Source organism: Lactobacillus sp. B3795 (assembly GCF_026535805.1).
GTDB lineage: Bacteria > Bacillota > Bacilli > Lactobacillales > Lactobacillaceae > Apilactobacillus > Apilactobacillus kunkeei_C.
Genome location: NZ_JAFNPE010000014.1, coordinates 62078 through 80449, shown reverse-complemented (window position 1 = coordinate 80449; position 18372 = coordinate 62078). Strand labels below are relative to the sequence as shown.

General features: G+C 38.6%; 15 protein-coding genes. All 15 read left to right on the top strand.

Annotated elements, in window-relative coordinates; translation table 11 throughout:
- The first annotated feature begins 126 nt into the window (after positions 1–126).
- The 15 genes from dnaN (at position 127) to J3U50_RS05650 (ending at position 18340) form a co-directional block, all read left to right on the top strand.
- Complete coding sequence (dnaN, locus tag J3U50_RS05720) at positions 127–1263, top strand: DNA polymerase III subunit beta (RefSeq protein WP_034530629.1); 1137 nt, start codon at positions 127–129, stop codon at positions 1261–1263.
- 131 nt (positions 1264–1394) lie between these two features.
- A complete protein-coding gene (locus J3U50_RS05715) occupies positions 1395–2489 on the top strand; it encodes a Xaa-Pro peptidase family protein (protein ID WP_301945767.1) in 1095 nt (364 codons plus the stop codon).
- Between the two features lie 202 nt (positions 2490–2691).
- Entirely contained in the window at positions 2692–2910 is a 219-nt protein-coding gene (gene yaaA / locus J3U50_RS05710; RefSeq protein WP_171819640.1) for a S4 domain-containing protein YaaA, read from the top strand.
- Positions 2911–2919: 9 nt separating this feature from the next.
- Positions 2920–4035 (top strand): DNA replication/repair protein RecF, encoded by a 1116-nt coding sequence (gene recF / locus J3U50_RS05705; protein ID WP_034533759.1) that lies wholly within the window; start codon positions 2920–2922, stop codon positions 4033–4035.
- 23 nt (positions 4036–4058) lie between these two features.
- Positions 4059–6005, top strand: a complete 1947-nt coding sequence (gyrB, locus tag J3U50_RS05700) for a DNA topoisomerase (ATP-hydrolyzing) subunit B (protein ID WP_034533762.1) — start codon at positions 4059–4061, stop codon at positions 6003–6005.
- A gap of 58 nt (positions 6006–6063) precedes the next feature.
- Positions 6064–8601, top strand: a complete 2538-nt coding sequence (gene gyrA, locus J3U50_RS05695; RefSeq protein WP_301945766.1) for a DNA gyrase subunit A — start codon at positions 6064–6066, stop codon at positions 8599–8601.
- A gap of 125 nt (positions 8602–8726) precedes the next feature.
- Entirely contained in the window at positions 8727–10016 is a 1290-nt protein-coding gene (locus tag J3U50_RS05690) for an MFS transporter (protein ID WP_301945765.1), read from the top strand.
- Positions 10017–10593: 577 nt separating this feature from the next.
- Positions 10594–11682 (top strand): hypothetical protein, encoded by a 1089-nt coding sequence (locus J3U50_RS05685; RefSeq protein ID WP_054607689.1) that lies wholly within the window; start codon positions 10594–10596, stop codon positions 11680–11682.
- A gap of 184 nt (positions 11683–11866) precedes the next feature.
- Positions 11867–12157, top strand: a complete 291-nt coding sequence (gene rpsF / locus J3U50_RS05680) for a 30S ribosomal protein S6 (RefSeq protein ID WP_053791249.1) — start codon at positions 11867–11869, stop codon at positions 12155–12157.
- A gap of 44 nt (positions 12158–12201) precedes the next feature.
- Positions 12202–12699 carry a single-stranded DNA-binding protein gene (gene ssb, locus J3U50_RS05675; protein ID WP_034533769.1) on the top strand — a complete coding sequence of 166 codons (498 nt, stop codon included), beginning with the start codon at positions 12202–12204 and terminating at the stop codon, positions 12697–12699.
- A 28-nt stretch (positions 12700–12727) separates the two neighbouring features.
- Positions 12728–12964: a 30S ribosomal protein S18 gene (gene rpsR, locus J3U50_RS05670; protein WP_034530639.1), complete on the top strand. Its 237-nt coding sequence runs from the start codon at positions 12728–12730 to the stop codon at positions 12962–12964.
- A gap of 164 nt (positions 12965–13128) precedes the next feature.
- Positions 13129–15165, top strand: a complete 2037-nt coding sequence (locus J3U50_RS05665) for a DHH family phosphoesterase (RefSeq protein WP_081006845.1) — start codon at positions 13129–13131, stop codon at positions 15163–15165.
- Between the two features lie 67 nt (positions 15166–15232).
- Positions 15233–15685, top strand: a complete 453-nt coding sequence (gene rplI / locus J3U50_RS05660; RefSeq protein ID WP_034530642.1) for a 50S ribosomal protein L9 — start codon at positions 15233–15235, stop codon at positions 15683–15685.
- A gap of 24 nt (positions 15686–15709) precedes the next feature.
- Entirely contained in the window at positions 15710–17098 is a 1389-nt protein-coding gene (gene dnaB / locus J3U50_RS05655) for a replicative DNA helicase (RefSeq protein WP_034530644.1), read from the top strand.
- Between the two features lie 60 nt (positions 17099–17158).
- Positions 17159–18340 (top strand): MFS transporter, encoded by a 1182-nt coding sequence (locus J3U50_RS05650; RefSeq protein WP_301945764.1) that lies wholly within the window; start codon positions 17159–17161, stop codon positions 18338–18340.
- Positions 18341–18372: the final 32 nt, after the last annotated feature.

Below are 18372 nucleotides of genomic sequence, written 5' to 3'. Positions count from 1 at the left end.
CATGTGCAAAACTTTGTGTCCGTAAGAGTAAATCGAGTTTTCCACAGTATACACAAGCCCTACTACTACTGTTTTAACTATATATATTAATTAATATTAAATACTACATGCGAGGAGACTTTCAAAATGAAATTTTCAATCAAACGATCAGCATTCATTCAAGGAATAAACATGGTTTCAAGAGCAATTTCATCAAAAACCACTATTCCTATTTTGACTGGTCTAAAGTTAAGTGCATCAAACGAAGGTTTGATCTTAACTGGTAGCAATGCTGATGTTTCTATCGAAACTGTTATTGACAGAAACGATGCAGATAACGAACTAATCATCGAAGAAGAAGGTTCAATCGTTTTACCTGCTAGATTCTTCAGTGGAATCGTTAAGAAATTACCTAGCGATAAAATGACACTTTCCGTTGCAAATGGTTTCCAAACTGAAATCACTTCAGGAACTTCATCATTCACTATCAATGGTTTAGATGCTGCTGATTACCCTCACTTACCTGAAATCGAAAACGATAACGAAATTTCATTATCAGGTGACGTGTTTAAGGAAATCATTAACCAAACTGTTATCGCCGTATCAAACCAAGAAAGTCGCCCTATCCTAACTGGTGTTCACTTTGTGCTAAAAGACGGTACTCTATTTGCTGTCGCAACTGATTCACACCGTCTAAGTCAACGTAAAGTTGCCCTACCAGATAACCAAGGCGAATACGACGTTATCATTCCTGGTAGCAGTCTTTCAGAACTATCAAAGATGATTTCAGACGATACTGAAAACGTTAAGATGAAGATCACCGAAAACCAAGTTCTATTCACTATTGGTAACACTTACTTCTACTCAAGACTTCTTGAAGGAACATACCCTGATACTTCTAGATTGATTCCAAAAGATTCAGAAACTAACGTTCAATTCGATGCCTACGAACTACTTGGTGCGATTGAAAGAGCTTCTCTTCTATCTCACGAATCAAGAAACAACGTTGTTAAGCTAACTATCAAGGCAAATGTTAAACAAGTAACCATCTCTGGTAACTCTCCAGACGTTGGTAACGTTGAAGAAGAAGTTGAAAGCAAGGAAGTTGCCGGAAATGACTTAGAAATTTCATTTAACCCTGATTACATGAAGGACGCCCTACGTGCCTTTGGACACTCAATGATCAATGTGTCATTCACATCATCACTACGTCCATTCACCCTTGTTCCTTCTGAAGATGCTGAAAACTTCATCGAATTAATCACCCCAGTACGTACTTTCTAGGGATTTTAATAATTCATCTAATAAAACGCGAGCCCCGTCTAATAAAGGGTCGCGTTTTTTTAATTTACGAATTAATAATTGTTTGAAATTTTGTAATTTTAGTCTAAGATATATTAAAAGGAGGGGTTTGCATGTCTAAGATAAAGTCAATCCAGGACTGGACCTACAACAATGGATTAGATTTCACATACCTAAGTGATCCGAAAACAATTCAATACTTAACTGGGTTTTACAGTGATCCGGTAGAGAGGGTATTAGCATTAATCGTATTTCCTGAAAAGGATCCGTTTATGTTTGCACCCGCATTGGAAGTAGAAGCAATTAAAGATACTGGTTTTCCATATGATGTTTATGGATACTTAGATCATGAAAATCCATGGCAAAAGATTGCTGCTCATGTCCAACAAAGAGTGGCAACGCCAAAATCAGCAGGAATTGAAAAAGAAAGCTTAACAGTTGCACGTCTAGAAAGTTTACACAGAGAGTTGCAAGATGTAACTTTTGAAACTGACGTCACTGATTACTTGAACACAATGCGTTTGATTAAGACTCCAGACGAAATCGAAAAGTTGAAGGAAGCGGGTAAAGAAGCCGACTTTGCTTTCGAAAAAGGTTTCGCAGCATTAAAAGCAGGGAAGTCAGAAAAATCAGTCGTTGCTGAATTGGAATACGCACTAAAACAAAAGGGTGTCATGGAAATGAGTTTTGATACCTTAGTTCAAGCAGGGGCACATGCTGCTGAACCACACGGTGCAACCTCCGATAATTTAGTAAAAGAAAATGAAATGGTGCTATTTGATCTAGGAACAGTGCATGATGGATACATCTCAGATGCCACCAGAACTGTTGCCGTTGGTGAAATTAGCGACAAACAAAAAGAAATTTACGATGTCTGTCTAGAAGCTCAATTAGCTGCGATGGATTTCGTTAAACCAGGTGTAACAGCTGAAGAAGTCGATAAGGTTGCAAGAGACATTATCGAAAAGGCGGGATATGGTAAATACTTCATTCACCGTCTAGGCCATGGAATGGGGATGTCTGAACACGAATTCCCATCAATCATGGAAGGAAACAAGATGGTATTGAAACCAGGAATGTGTTTCTCAATCGAACCTGGAATTTATGTCCCAGGATTCGCTGGTGTCCGTATCGAAGATTGCGTTTACGTAACCGAAGATGGATGCGAACCATTTACCCATACACCTAAAGAAATTAAATATTTATAAAATAAGACCCCTTAGAAAGTTATCTAAGGGGTTCTTTTTGCGTTTAAAGTGATTTTTTAAGGATATGAGCGATTTTGGCATGGATTTAACAAACTAGTAAGCACTTTTATATAATTGCTTAGAAAGGCTAAAATCAGCTTATAAACTATACTTTTGACGTCCAAAAGGGTATAATAGTACATAGGAAAAGGTGGGTGAAGTTTTGAAAAAGAATGTTTTCATCGATACCGAATATATAACATTAGGTCAGTTGTTGAAGGAAGAAGATATCGTATCTTCCGGTGGTCAAGCTAAGTGGTATTTGAAGGACCATGCAGTGAAACTAAACGACGAACCTGAAGATCGTCGTGGTAAGAAATTATACGACGGGGATAACGTTGAAGTTATTGATGTTGGTTTGTTTTTTATTCGCAAAAAGTAGGCTTTATTTATGAAATTAAGAGAACTCAAATTACGTAATTTTCGTAATTATAGCGATGTAGAGGTGCAGTTCTCACCTTCAATTAACGTCTTGTTGGGTAACAATGCCCAAGGAAAGACCAACATGCTAGAAGCAATCTATGTTTTGGCATTAACGCGTAGTCATCGTACTAATAACAATCGCGACTTGATTAATTGGGAAAATGAAAATGCGCAGGTCTATGGCGAGGTTGAAAAAGAACTAGGCACCACCAAATTGGAAATCGATTTGGGAAAGAAAGGCAAACGTGCAAAAGTAAATCAACTCGAACAGGCTAAACTATCCTCCTATGTGGGTGAACTAAACGTGATTTTGTTTGCTCCGGAGGACTTATCCATCGTTAAGGGAGCGCCAACGGTTCGCCGTCGCTTCATGGACATGGAATTTGGTCAAATGAGCAGTCAGTATTTATACAATAATTCTCAATACAGAAAGATTCTAAAACAACGAAATAATTACCTAAAGCAGCTTCAGCTAAAAGAGGCTTCGGATAAGCTTTATCTAGATGTCTTATCAGATCAATTAGCTGCTTATGGTGCCAAGTTAATTTTTCAACGTTTGGAATTATTGAAGAAGTTGCAGGGATGGGCAGCAAATATCCATGCTGAAATTTCTCAAGGCAAAGAAGAATTGAAGTTTAAATATGTTTGCGCATTAAAGAAAAAACAGCAGACCAATGAAAATGACATTTACACCGGTCTAAAGGAATTGTTTGACGAAAACAAGGACAAAGAAATTAGACAGGGTAATACGTTATATGGTCCGCATCGTGATGATTTACAGTTTATTATCAACGGAAAAGATGTTTCGACGTTCGGCTCACAGGGCCAACAAAGAACATCCGCACTTTCGGTTAAGTTAGCCGAAATTGATTTAATGAAGGAAGAAACGAACGAATATCCAATCCTATTGTTGGATGATGTTTTATCCGAGTTAGACGATAATCGTCAGACTCATTTATTAAAGTCAATTCAAGATAAAGTGCAAACGTTTTTGACGACTACGAGTCTAAGCGGAATTGCTCGCGACTTAATATCTGATCCAAAGGTGTTCAATATTTCAAGTGGGCAAGTCGTAGAAGAATAGTCTGAATTAGGGGAGGAATAAAGTTGACTGAAAATGAAAAAGAAGAACAAAGAAGAAAAGCTGACGAATATAATGCCAGCCAAATTCAAGTTCTAGAAGGTCTAGAAGCGGTACGTAAACGTCCAGGTATGTACATTGGATCAACCAGTGTTCAAGGTCTCCACCATTTGGTATGGGAAATTATTGATAATGGGATTGATGAAGCCCTAGCTGGTTTCGCCGACACCATTCACGTAACTGTTGAAAAAGATAACAGTATTACAATCGTCGATAATGGACGTGGGATTCCTACTGATATCCAAGAAAAAACTGGAAAGCCAGCCCTAGAAACAGTATTTACTATCTTGCATGCCGGAGGTAAGTTCGGTGGTGGCGGATACAAGGTTTCTGGTGGTCTTCACGGGGTTGGGGCATCAGTTGTTAACGCGTTATCAACTGAATTAGACGTAACCGTAACTCGTGATGGTAAGAAGTACTACATGGACTTCAAGCGTGGTCACGTTAACACCAAGATGAAATTCGTTGGTGATGATGATCCAGATAACCATGGTACTAAGGTTCACTTCCTTCCAGATCCAGATATCTTTACTGAAACGACCACATACAACATCAAAACTTTAACCGAAAGAATTAGAGAACTTGCTTTCTTAAACAAGGGACTAAAGATTTCACTTCGTGACAACCGTCCAGAAGAACCAACATACGAAGAATTCCACTACGAAGGTGGTATCAAGCACTACGTTGAATACATCGATAGTGAAAAGACACCATTATTCGAAGAACCAATCTATGTTGAAGGAATGGAAAATGACATTTCAGTTGAAGTTGCACTTCAATACACTGATGATTACCACAGTGAAATGAGAACATTTACCAACAACATTCACACCATCGAAGGTGGTACTCACGAAGAAGGATTCAAACGTGCATTAACTCGTGTTATCAACGATTACGCTCGTAAGAACAACCTACTAAAAGAAAAAGACGATAACTTAACCGGTCCTGACGTTCGTGAAGGTTTAACAGCCGTTATTTCTGTTAAACATCCGGACCCACAATTCGAAGGACAAACTAAGACTAAGTTAGGTAACTCAGACGCAAGAACCGCTACTGATCACATCTTCTCAGAACACTTTGCTAAGTTCTTATTTGAAAACCCAACATTGGGTAAGCAAATTGTTGAAAAGGGTGCATTAGCCTCTCGTGTTCGTGCCGCTGCTAAGCGTGCGCGTGAAGTTACCAGAAAGAAATCAGGACTAGAAATTTCTAACTTACCTGGTAAGTTAGCCAACAATACTAGTCGTGACCCTGAAATCTCTGAATTATTCATTGTCGAAGGGGACTCCGCGGGTGGATCTGCTAAGCAAGGTCGTTCCCGTTTGACCCAAGCCATCTTGCCAATTAGAGGTAAGATTTTGAACGTTCAAAAGGCAACAATGGACAAGATTTTAGCCAATGAAGAAATCAGATCAATGTTTACAGCAATGGGTACTGGTTTCGGTAATGACTTTGATATTGAAAAGGTTCATTACCACAAACTAATTATCATGACCGATGCCGATGTCGATGGTGCCCACATTCAAACACTTCTATTGACATTGATTTATAACTACATGCGTCCATTAATCGACGCTGGATATGTCTACATCGCTCAACCACCTTTGTATCGTTTACAACAAGGTAAGATGATTAGATACATTGCAAATGATGATGAATTGGAACAATGGAAGGCTCAATTGCCTGCATCTCCAAAACCTAGCATCTCTCGTTACAAGGGTCTTGGTGAAATGGATGCCGAACAACTTTGGGATACTACTATGAACCCAGACAACCGTCGTCTACAAAGAGTTGAAGCAAAGGATGCTGCACAAGCTGCTGAAATCTTTGACATGTTGATGGGTAACAAGGTAGAACCACGTCGTAAATTCATTGAAGAAAACGCCACATTCGTTGAAAACTTAGACATTTAACATGAATGTTTCATGTGAAACATTTTAATGTAACGACCATGAATTGGAGGTAAAAACATTGGCCAATAATGAAGATTTATCAAGCCATCGTATTGAAAACGTTGACTTATCTGAAAAAATGAAAACATCATTCTTGGACTACGCAATGAGTGTTATCGTTGCGCGTGCCCTTCCTGATGTTCGAGACGGAATGAAACCAGTTCACAGAAGAATCCTATACGATATGCGTGAACTTGGTTTAACTCCTGACAAACCATTCCGTAAGTCTGCCAGAATCGTAGGGGATACTCTTGGTAAGTATCACCCCCATGGTGATGCTGCAGTTTATGGATCAATGGTTAGAATGGCCCAAACATTTAGTTACAGATATCCATTGGTTAATGGACATGGTAACTTCGGTTCTGTCGATGGTGATGGTGCCGCTGCCATGCGTTATACCGAAGCAAAACTAAGTAAAATTGGGATGGAAATGCTAAGAGACATCAACAAGGATACTGTCGATTTCCAAGATAACTTCGATGGTAGTGAAAGAGAACCAGAAGTATTACCTTCTCGTTTCCCTAACCTACTTGTTAATGGTGCTTCCGGAATTGCCGTTGGGATGGCTACAAACATTCCTCCTCACAATTTAAGCGAAGTAATCTCAGCAATTCATATCTTAATGAACAATCCAGAAGCTACTACTGCTGACTTGATGGAAGCATTACCTGGCCCTGACTTCCCAACTGGTGGTGTCGTTTTAGGTAAATCTGGAATTAGAAGAGCTTATGAATCTGGTAAGGGTAGCATCGTGCTACGTGCCAAGACCGAAATTGAAGAACAAAAGAGTGGTAAGCAACGCATTATCGCCACTGAAATTCCATACATGGTTAACAAGGCGAAGTTAATCGAACACATCGCCAACCTTGTTCGTGACAAACGACTAGATGGGATTACAGATATCAATGATGAATCTGACCGTGATGGTATGAGAATCGTGATTGATGTTAGACGTGATGCATCTGCTCAAGTCGTTCTAAACAACCTATATAAGCTAACATTAATGCAAACTAGCTTTAGTTTTAACATGCTAGCTATCGTTGAAGGTACTCCAAAGATTTTAAGTTTGAAAGAAATCTTAAATGAATACTTGGAACACCAAGTTAACGTTATCAAACGTCGTACTGAATACGAATTAGCCAAAGCTGAAAACCGTGCGCACATCTTAGCCGGTTTAATCGTTGCTTTGGATAACATTGACCGTGTTATTACAATCATCCGTGAATCACAAACCTCAGCAATCGCTAAGGATCAATTAATGAGTGAATTCTCACTAACCGATAAGCAAGCCCAAGCTATCTTGGACATGCGTCTTGTTCGTTTGACTGGTTTGGAACGCGACAAGATTGTTAGCGAACATGCCGAACTATTAAAAGACATCGAACGTTACAAGGAAATTCTAGGTAGTCGTGAAAAGATTAATGAATTAATCTATCAAGAATTACTAGAAATCCAAGAAAAATACGGTGACGAAAGAAAGACTGAACTACGTGTTGGTGAAGTTCTAAGTATCGAAGACGAAGATTTAATCGCTGAAGAAGATATCATGATTACATTGACTCACAACGGTTACATCAAACGTACTGCTACTTCAGAATTCAAGAGCCAAAATCGTGGTGGTCGTGGTGTGCAAGGAATGGGTGTCCACGACGATGACTTCATCGAACACTTACTAGCAACTACTACTCACCATTCATTACTATTCTTTACCAACCTAGGTAAGGTTTACAGAATGAAAGGTTACGAAATCCCTGAATACGGTCGTTCCGCTAAGGGGATTCCAATCATCAACCTATTAGGAATTGATACAGATGAAAAGATTCAAGCTGTTATTCCAGTTGACGATAACGAAAGTAACGACGGCAAGTTCTTATTCTTCACAACCCTAAAGGGAACTGTAAAACGTACACCAATCGATGAATTCCAAAACATCAGAAGTAATGGTCTAAAGGCTATTCACTTGAAGGACGAAGACGAATTGATGCGTGTATCAACAGTATCTGAAGACCAAAACATTATTATTGGTACTCACTTAGGTTACTGTGTCAGCTTCAAGGTTTCAGACGTTCGTTCAATGGGACGTTCTGCTACCGGGGTTCGTGGTATCCGTCTAAGAGAAAATGATTACGTAGTTGGTGGGGATGTATTAGATCCAAACGACAACGTCTTCGTTATCTCTGAAAATGGTTACGGTAAGCAAACTCCTGCTTCCGAATACCAAATCAAAGGCCGTGGTGGTAAGGGTATCAAGACAGTTAACGTGACTGAAAAGAACGGTCCATTAGCTGGATTGACTACTGTTGCCGGTGATGAAGATATCATGCTTGTTACTGACAAGGGTGTTATGATCAGATTTAGTATTTCTGACGTTTCACAAACCGGTCGTGCTACTCTAGGGGTTCATTTAATCAAGATTGATGAAGATTCTAGAGTATCAACTGTTGCCCGTGTTCAAAAAGAAGACGAAACAGAAGATGATGCTGAAGAACAAACCGCTGAAGTAAGTTCTGACAATGCAGAATCAACTGACGAAGTAAATAACAACGACGAAGAATAATCGTCAAACAAAAAAGCTTTCATGTAGGATATCAAAGTCCTATGATGAAAGCTTTTTTATTGTGGTTGTTCACCAATAAATCTATAATTAGGCCTTAATACACTTTAAAAAACGGGGGTGAGCGAATGGAAAAACAAAATCAACTAACGCAGAGCCAATCCAACCAACAAATTATTAAGTCACTGACGAGTAATGGTTTGGGGGCCTTTAGTTACGGAATATTCCAGTACGGAATTAGTTTCATGTTATTGCATGCCACCCATTCTCCATTGAGTTTTGGGATGAACATTGCCGTTGGTCCCTTGATTAGTTTATTGACGTTTATTCCGATTGGAAACTTTGTCGATACCCATAATCATAAGCGCATTATCTTTTGGGGTTATGTCTTAAGAATGATTGGTTTTCTTGCATTAGCATTAGCACTACCATTTTTCCACGGTGGATCATTATTGATTCCGGTCGCGATTTTTATTGCGATTGATTCTATCTTGGTGAACCTGAGAAACACAGCGTACTCAGCATCAATTCGTCAATTAGTGAGAATGTCGGATGTCGCAAAACTGACTTCGCTCACCACCGCAGTTGCATCAGCTTCTAGAATATTATCGCCCGTCTTAGGGATTACGCTGTATGCATTGATTAGTGTCGAGGGATTAATCGCTTTAGAAATCGCAGCGACGGTAGTAGCTATGTTAATTATGATGTCGCTTCATTTCTACGAGGTTAAAGCGGAAAAACAAGAACGCGTATCGCAAAGACAACAGTTTAAACAAACCCTTCAATACGTTAAAAGACGGCCATTTATTCGAGACAGTATTGTGGCGGAAATCGTGGTTAACTTCTTCTACACGGCTGTTGTTACCGGGAGTCCATTCATCATCGTTAACCAATTAGGGTTGCCCAATTCGGTAGTAATTTGGACGGAAACCGGATACTCAATTGGTTATCTAACTGGTAGTTTGATTACCAGTCGATTAAGGCAACAAAATCACTTTGGAATTAAGATTATGTCGACCATGATTTTGGTTGGAATCAGTCTAGTTGGCTTAGGATTCCTATTCACCGTTACCAAGAATCAAATGATTGTTTCGGTAATTGGGATGCTATTGTCATTATTGATGGAACTATCCTTTGCCATCTTTGATTTGGCGATTGAAATTCGTCTTCAAAGTACCGTTGAACATAACATTTTGGGCAGGGTTAGTTCCACGCTTTACACGGTTGGATACGCCATTATGCCATTTGGAACCTTGGTATATACTTGGTTATATGACATTTTCCCAAATGGTAGTTTGATTATGATTATTAGCGGTGTGATTTTAATAGTCTATACCGTGTTTAGTATTTCTCAATTCGTTAGAAACATTAAAAAAGATGATTTGTATGTGGAGGAGCATGCGGATCAGATTAATTAAGGTGAATAATATGCGTTCAAAGAAACATCATTCACCAGAAACGGTTAAACAAATTCATGATTTTTTTAAATACACGAAAATAGCCGTGGTTAACATTATCTTGTTGTCACTTTGCTATGATGTCTACGACTTCATTCGAAATTCTGGCAGGATGGATTTGGCAAATGTCTTATTTATATCAGCTACCAGTAGTATGGTTGTATTTTCGGCCGTTGCCTTTGATAAGGATGACTTCTTAAGTATGAGTAAAATTGTTATTTCAATCAGTTTCGTAGTCTATACAATCTCCTCAATTCTATGGAGCTGGCTTTTTATTTATTTAGTCGGCAAGATAGATCAAATGATCTCATCAATTTATTTTGAACTGGTTATTCATTTTATCGTTAATTTTTTGAGATATACTTTTCCATCAATTTCCCTTCAAATGGTCTTTATATATATACTGTTTGTGGTTTATAAAATCATCATGCGTAAAGATTATTGAACGTAAAGTATAATAAATTAATAAATTCTTAATTAAAATTTTATTAAATTGGTGATAGAATTAAAACATATCAAGAATTGAGGGGATATTCTTATGACTTTTAAGAGAGATTTGAAGACTTTGTTGTTTGTCTTTTCATTGTTCCTATTGATTGCTATGGGAGTTAACGCTAATGCTAGCGTTAAGACATACCATCAAAGGGGATATGCTTTGAAGGGTGGTTATGCAACACACTTCGTAAACAACGGAAACTATGCATACATTCCAAAGTACAGTTACGGTTCTAGCGATGGATACTACGAAAGCTCTACTTACCAATCAAGTTCATACACTATGTTTGCAAAAGGTGGAAATTTCCGTCGTAATGCCAAAACTAGTTTTTACCTACCAGTTTCATACAAATCAAGTGGTGATCTTGGAAATCCACAAAGTGTCGCTATTTCAAGATCTGGTCAATACGCTTACGTAATGTACCCAGATACTGAAAACACCATTATTAGATACGACCTTTGGAAGCTACAAAGTTTAGGTATTGATACTACCAACATGGCTCAATTAAGAATGGGTGTTAGAGATCGTGACCCACAAATTATGTCAGCCATCAAGTTTGGTCCTAAATTTGACGCTGGTCATGGTCAATCACTAGCATTGAACCCAAAGACTAATACGCTATGGTATGTAAAAATGGGCGTTGTGACAACTTCACCAACATTAGTTGAAGTTAGTCCAACTACATTAAAACCAATTAAGCAAATTAAGTTTAACTTCAGTCCTTCATACTCAATTAATAATGAATTAGCGATTGATAACAACGGAAACTTCTATACATACGTTAAATACCGTATGCAAGGTAAATCCGCTGGTAGAATCGTTATCTTCAAGGGACAAGTTAAGAACAACCGTGTTACTTTCCAAGCTATCAAGCAAGGTTTAGCAAACGGTCAAGGTTTCCAAACTCAAGGAATGGGTTACAACCCAGCAAATAATCGTTTATACCTAGTTTCTGACGGTGTTATTTCATCAATTCCAGTAAACAAGTTAAACAAATTACGTCCAAGTGATGTTAGAACAACTAAATTTAAGACTAACCTAGAATTCGAAGGAATTGCCTTTAACCAAGCTGGTTTAGGATACATCCTAACAATTCGTGGATCACAACTATTTACTATTAATAACTTTTAAAAAATAACGGGAATGTTTCTTTGCGTATATATAAATGTATCGCAGAAAAACAATCCCGTTTTTTGTATTGAATATTTTATTTTTTAATGTTAAACTTATTGAACGTGAGTATTGGTTATAAATAACTCGTACTCCTTACTCAACCCAAGAGGTTGGGTCTAAAGTCCACAAGGAGGTGTAATTCATGGAAGAACACAAATATGAAATTACTTACATCATTCGTCCAGATATGGAAGAAGGAGCTAAGAACGACTTAGTTGCTAAGTTCGACAAGGTTCTAACTGACAATGGTGCTAAGATTATTGATTCAAAAGACTGGTCAAAGCGTCGTTTCGCTTACGAAATCGCCGGTTACAACGAAGGTGTATACCACATCGTTAACCTAACTACTGCAGACAAGACTGCTCTAGACGAATTCGACCGTCAATCAAAATTCAGTGATGACATTCTACGTCAAATGACTGTAAGAAGATAATTTAGAATTTAAACGTTTTAAAAAAGAGAGGAGTAATTTTCAGCATGATTAATCGTACAACTTTAACTGGTAGATTAACACGGGATGTTGATTTGCGATACACTCCAAGCGGTTCAGCCGTAGGTAACTTCACTTTAGCTGTTGATCGTAGTTTTACCAACCAACAAGGTGAAAGAGAAGCAGATTTTATCAACTGTGTTATCTGGCGTAAATCCGCTGAAAACTTTGCTAACTTCACCCATAAGGGTGCTTTGGTTGGTATTGATGGACGTATTCAAACAAGAAATTACGAAAATCAACAAGGCCAAAGAGTATATGTTACTGAAGTAGTTGTAGAAAACTTTGCATTACTAGAACCTCGTTCAAGTAACCAAGGTAACAACAACGCCGGCAACAATGCTCCTCAAGCAAATGCAGGAAATAACAATCCATTTGATTCATCAAACAACGCCCCATCAAATAATGGTGGCAACAACTCAGCGGATCCGTTCGCTAACTCTGGTGATCAAATTGATATTTCCGATGATGATTTACCATTTTAATGTGTAAATAAAAGAGGAGGGAAATTTAATGGCTCAACAAAGAAGAGGTGGCCGTCGTCGCCGTAAGGTTGACTTCATCGCCGCAAACCACATCGAATACATCGATTACAAAGATACTAACCTATTAAGTCGTTTCGTATCTGAAAGAGGTAAGATTTTACCACGTCGTGTTACTGGTACTAGCGCAAAGAACCAACGTAAGTTAACTCTTGCTATCAAGCGTGCACGTATCATGGGCTTAATGCCATTCGTTTCAGAAGACTAAAAATAACTTTTTAACTGGGATTGATTTTTTATCGGTCTCAGTTTTTTTATGCTCAAAAATACCGATATAAAGGGGATACAAATAATGTTTGTAGCTCCTTTTTTTGAATAATCACCTAATGTGATAAAATAAAGATATAAAAAAATAAAAAAAGAGGAGTTACAATGAAAAAATTGTTCTCGCTAACTAACCTACCTCCATTTTTGAAGAACCAAGTTCTTAGATGGATTGCGTTAGCTTTAACCGTATTATCAATCTTTGGTTTGGTTGTATCTTTCCTATACGATTGGAAATCCGGTGTCCTTTTCTTAGTATTCGTATGTTCATTGTTATCTTACATCTTTAAGAAAATGAACGATCTAAGTGTCAGCACCGATAATTACATCTCAGACCTTTCATACCGTATGCACCGTGGTGAACAAGAAACACTCTTGGAAATGCCAGTTGGTGTATTAATGATCAGTGAAACAGGAGCAATTGAATGGGTAAACCCATATTTGACCCCTTATTTTGGTGATCAAGATTTACTTGGTAAGACCGTCGAAGAGGTAAATGAAGAATTGTCCGATATCCTAGAAAACAATTGGGATAATCCTGACTACGCAACCGTAAAGTGGGAAGACCATTACTTTACAATGTTGATTCAAAAGGAATATCGCACCATCTACATGATGGATATCACTAAGTACTACCAAATCGAAAAAGACTACAACGACGAAAAAATCGCCGTTGGTCAAGTTTTCTTGGATAACTATGATGAAATTACTCAATCAATGACCGACCAAGAAATCTCAAACCTAAATAACTACGTTACCAACGAATTGACTATTTGGGCGCAAAAATTTGGTTTATTCATCAAACAAGTTGATGAAGATCACTACATCATGATGGCCTACTCAAAGGTTCTAAAGGATATCGAAGATGACAAGTTCAGCATCCTAGATGAAATCCGTGAATCTACATCTAAGCAAAACTACCCAGTTACCTTGAGTATCGGGATTGCTTATGGTGAAGACAACCTAAACGACCTATCCGAACAAGCCCAAAGTGATTTGGACTTAGCCTTAGGTCGTGGGGGAGACCAAGTTGTTGTGAAGGCTAAAGACCACGAAGCTCGTTTCTATGGTGGTAAGACCAACCCAATGGAAAAACGTACCAGAGTTCGTGCTCGTATGATTTCTCAAGCCCTACAAGAACTATTCAAAGAAGCAGATACTATCTTCGTGCAAGGTCACAGCCAACCAGATATGGACTCAATTGGTGCTGGCTTAGGTATTCATCGTTTAGCTAAGATGAACAACAAGCACTGTTACGTTGTTATCCCAGATGGAACTTTCCACTCTGACGTACAACGTTTAATCGACAAGACTAAGGAAGACGAAACTCTAGCTTCGGACATCATCACACCAGATGAAGCCCTACAACTAGCTACTGACAACAGTCTTTTAATCATGGTGGACCACTCTAAACCATCAATGAGTGTGTCTGAAGACCTATACAACAGATTGGAAAGCAAGGTTATGATTATTGACCACCATAGACGTGGTGAAGAATTCCCTGAAAACCCAGTCTTGGTCTACATCGAACCATACGCTTCATCAACCTGTGAATTGATTACCGAAATGTTTGAATATCAATCACAAGATGCTGAACCAGTAAGCAAACTAGAAGCAACAGCAATGTTGACCGGTATCTTTGTTGATACTAAGCAATTCACTTTACGTACAGGAACTAGAACGTTTGATGCTGCATCATACCTACGTTCAGCGGGTGCTGATTCAGAAGAAATGCAACAATTCATGCGTGAAAATCCTGATGCCTACATGGCAAGAATGCATCTAATTTCAATGGCCAAGGTCGTTGAAGGACACGAAAACATGATGTACGTAGCCGGTGAAGAAGACAAGGTCTACGATCCTGTTACTGCCGCTCAAGCTGCTGATTCAATGTTAAACATGTCTGGTGTTGAAGCTTCTTACGTTATCTCTCATCGTCCAGATGATTTAATTGGTATTTCTGCAAGAAGTAACGGTGAAGTTAACGTGCAAAGAGTAATGGAAGAACTAGGTGGTGGTGGTCACTTATCAAGTGGTGCTACCCAAATTGCCGATAAGACAATTGAAGAAGTGGAACAAATGCTTTTGGATTCTATCAATGAAGTAAAGAGCGAAGAAGCTCCTGAAGAATCAGAAGACAATTAATTCATTCATTTAAAAAAACACCCAGAGAGTTTATAATAATATAAAGACATTAAGAGGAGTGATTTGAATGAAAGTTATATTTTTAGAAGATGTTCGCGGTAAAGGTAAACGTGGAGAAATCAAGAACGTTTCCGACGGATATGCACAAAACTTCTTAATTAAACAAGGTAAAGCTAAAGAAGCAACCAACTCAGCATTAAGCCAACTTCAAGGTGAAAAACACGCCGAAGCAAAAGAAGCTGCAGCTGAATTACAAGAAGCCAAAGACTTAAAGGCAAAACTAGAAGATGATAAGACAGTCGTTGAATTATCTGCTAAAGTTGGTGCTGACGGCCGTTTATTCGGATCAGTATCCTCAAAACAAATCGTTGCAGAAATGCAAAAACAACATGGCTTAAAGATTGATAAGCGTAAGATTGAATTGGGTGAACCAATTAGAACCTTAGGTTACACTAACGTTCCAGTTAAACTACACAAACAAGTTACTGCTACAATCAGAGTTCATGTAAGTGAAAAATAATCTTAAAGGAAATCGAGGGGTAGTATGAGTAACGAGTATATGAATGGTCAAACACCACCACAAGATTTAGATGGTGAAAAAGCCGTCTTGGGTGCTGTCCTATTAGACAATGAAAAATTAGCAGAAACCCAAGAATTTATTACCTCTGATGATTTTTATCGACATGCTCATCAGTTGATTTTCGCCGCTATGGAGACCTTGGGTGACAAGGACGAACCAATTGATGCGTCGACTTTAAGAACAGAACTTGAAGGTGGCCATAATCTAGAAGATGCCGGTGGTGTGGCTTACTTAGCTGAATTAGCAACCACAACACCAACCGCTGCCAATGCCGTTTACTATGCCAAAAACGTTCACCAAAAGGCAGTTGCTAGACGTCTGATCAAGACCGCAACTGACATTGTGACCGAAAGTTACAACAACAACGGAAACATTGATGAACTATTGGATAACGCTGAACGTTCAATCTTAAACGTTTCAGAAGATAGAAACAGCAATGGTTTCAAGTTCATTGGGGATGTTTTAGGACAATCCCTAGACAGTATTCAAGAATTAGCTCAACAAAAATCAACTGTTACCGGTTTGTCGACTGGCTTTCCAGCTCTAGATAAGATGACAACCGGTTTGCATGATGATGAATTAGTAATTCTAGCCGCTCGTCCAGCCGTTGGTAAGACTGCGTTTGCCCTAAACTTGGCGCAAAACGTGGGTACAAAATCTGGAAAAGCTGTTGCTATTTTCAGTTTGGAAATGAGTGCCGAATCACTAGTTAGTCGTATGATTTGTGCCGAAGGTAGTATCGACGCCAACCACTTGAGAACTGGTCAATTGACTGGTGAAGAATGGCAAAGCGTCTACATGGCAATGGGTAGTCTATCCAATGCCAGCATCTATATCGATGACACTGCCGGAACTAAGATTTCCGAAATTCGTGCCAAATCAAGACGTTTGGCTAAGGATACTAACAACCTTGGTCTAATCGTGGTCGATTACTTGCAACTAGTTGATGGTGGTAGCCAAGAAAACCGTCAACAAGAAGTTTCATACATTTCACGTCAATTGAAGAAGATTGCCAAGGAACTGGGTGTTCCAGTTATTGCGCTATCCCAATTGTCTCGTGGAGTTGAACAACGACAAGACAAGCGTCCGGTTCTATCTGATATTCGTGAATCTGGATCAATCGAACAAGATGCCGATATCGTTGCCTTCCTATACCGTGATGATTATTACGAAAGAGAAGACGGCGACGATGATGAAGAAGAATCAGAAGTAGAAGAAAACAACGACGTAGGTGAAGTTGAAGTAATTATCGAAAAGAACCGTTCAGGTCCTCGTGGAACTGTTAAGTTACTATTTATCAAATCACATAATAAATTCTCATCTATCGCATACAATCCAGATGATGAGGGTTAATTAAAACTAAATCCTTAGCGTTTGCTAAGGATTTTTTTGTCAAAATTCGGGGGTGAGAGAATGAATGAAATTAAACTGCATTGGTTATTTTTAGGATCATTAATTAATAACATTGCGGTAAGTACGGTCTGGCCGCTTACGACCGTCTACATGCATGATGCATTGGGCAAGTCATTGACTGAAGTCGGCATAATTTTGTTCCTATACTCAAGTTCTAACGTTTTGGGTAATTATATATCGGGGAAACTATTTGACCGCCATAATCGCTATATTTTGACGATAATGGGGATTATTACTTCCGTGTTGATATCATTTGGATTAATTTTCTTCAATGGCTGGCCATACTATCCAATTGGATTGGTATTATTTGGCTTTACGACCGGTTGGAACCTAACGATGATTAATTCCTTAGGAACTACCGTCAAACTAAAGTCAGGGCGTTTTATTTTCAATATGTTATACCTAGCGCAAAACGTCGGGGTGGTATTTGGCACGATTGCCGTTGGCTTTATCTATCCAATCGGAATTGGCTACGTCTTCATGTTGACCACCGCCATATTGATTATTTACGGCATTAGCGCCATTCTGACCTATCACAAAGAGGGTTCGATTTACCCAATTAAACGTGATTCCATGAAGAAGACAAAGGTGAAGTTACCACGTCCAAACTGGATTATCGTCACCACATTCTTTGTGACGCTAGCTATCATTTGGATTGTCTATGAACAATGGGTATCCAACATGTCGGTATACATTACCGGATCAGGAATTCCACTATCAATGTACAGTCTATTGTGGACGTTAAACGCATTCTTATTGGTAGTATTCCAACTATTGATTAATTGGATTGCACAAAAACACGACAGCCTATACTTCCAAATTTACTTTGGAATCCTATTTATTGGTTTGTCATTCTTTACACTAATCTTTACCCATACCTACACCGGATTCGTTATCTCAATGATTGTTCTAACATTGGGAGAAGCATCCGTAATTCCTTCAATTCCAGCGTTGGTCAACGAGCTAACGCCGGTTGAAGTAAAAGGTAAGTACCAAGGATTAACCAACGCCTGGGCCGCAATTGGTAAGGCAATTGGACCATTGGTTGGTGGAATCATCATTGATGCCACTTCGTATGGATTATTATTCATCATTTGTACAATCACGTGTGTGGGAATTATTTTAGGATCAGAATTAATCGCTAGATATTCACGCAAAAAAGTAACTAAATATTCAGAATAAAAGGTTCGCTATTTTTATAGCGGATTTTTTAT

Bases quoted from the DNA above. Each gene is read 5' to 3' on its own strand.
- dnaN (WP_034530629.1), top strand. From the start codon at position 127: ATGAAATTTTCAATCAAACGATCAGCATTCATTCAAGGAATAAACATG.
- J3U50_RS05715 (WP_301945767.1), top strand. From the start codon at position 1,395: ATGTCTAAGATAAAGTCAATCCAGGACTGGACCTACAACAATGGATTA.
- recF (WP_034533759.1), top strand. From the start codon at position 2,920: ATGAAATTAAGAGAACTCAAATTACGTAATTTTCGTAATTATAGCGAT.
- J3U50_RS05690 (WP_301945765.1), top strand. From the start codon at position 8,727: ATGGAAAAACAAAATCAACTAACGCAGAGCCAATCCAACCAACAAATT.
- J3U50_RS05685 (WP_054607689.1), top strand. From the start codon at position 10,594: ATGACTTTTAAGAGAGATTTGAAGACTTTGTTGTTTGTCTTTTCATTG.
- rpsF (WP_053791249.1), top strand. From the start codon at position 11,867: ATGGAAGAACACAAATATGAAATTACTTACATCATTCGTCCAGATATG.
- ssb (WP_034533769.1), top strand. From the start codon at position 12,202: ATGATTAATCGTACAACTTTAACTGGTAGATTAACACGGGATGTTGAT.
- rpsR (WP_034530639.1), top strand. From the start codon at position 12,728: ATGGCTCAACAAAGAAGAGGTGGCCGTCGTCGCCGTAAGGTTGACTTC.
- J3U50_RS05665 (WP_081006845.1), top strand. From the start codon at position 13,129: ATGAAAAAATTGTTCTCGCTAACTAACCTACCTCCATTTTTGAAGAAC.
- rplI (WP_034530642.1), top strand. From the start codon at position 15,233: ATGAAAGTTATATTTTTAGAAGATGTTCGCGGTAAAGGTAAACGTGGA.
- dnaB (WP_034530644.1), top strand. From the start codon at position 15,710: ATGAGTAACGAGTATATGAATGGTCAAACACCACCACAAGATTTAGAT.
- J3U50_RS05650 (WP_301945764.1), top strand. From the start codon at position 17,159: ATGAATGAAATTAAACTGCATTGGTTATTTTTAGGATCATTAATTAAT.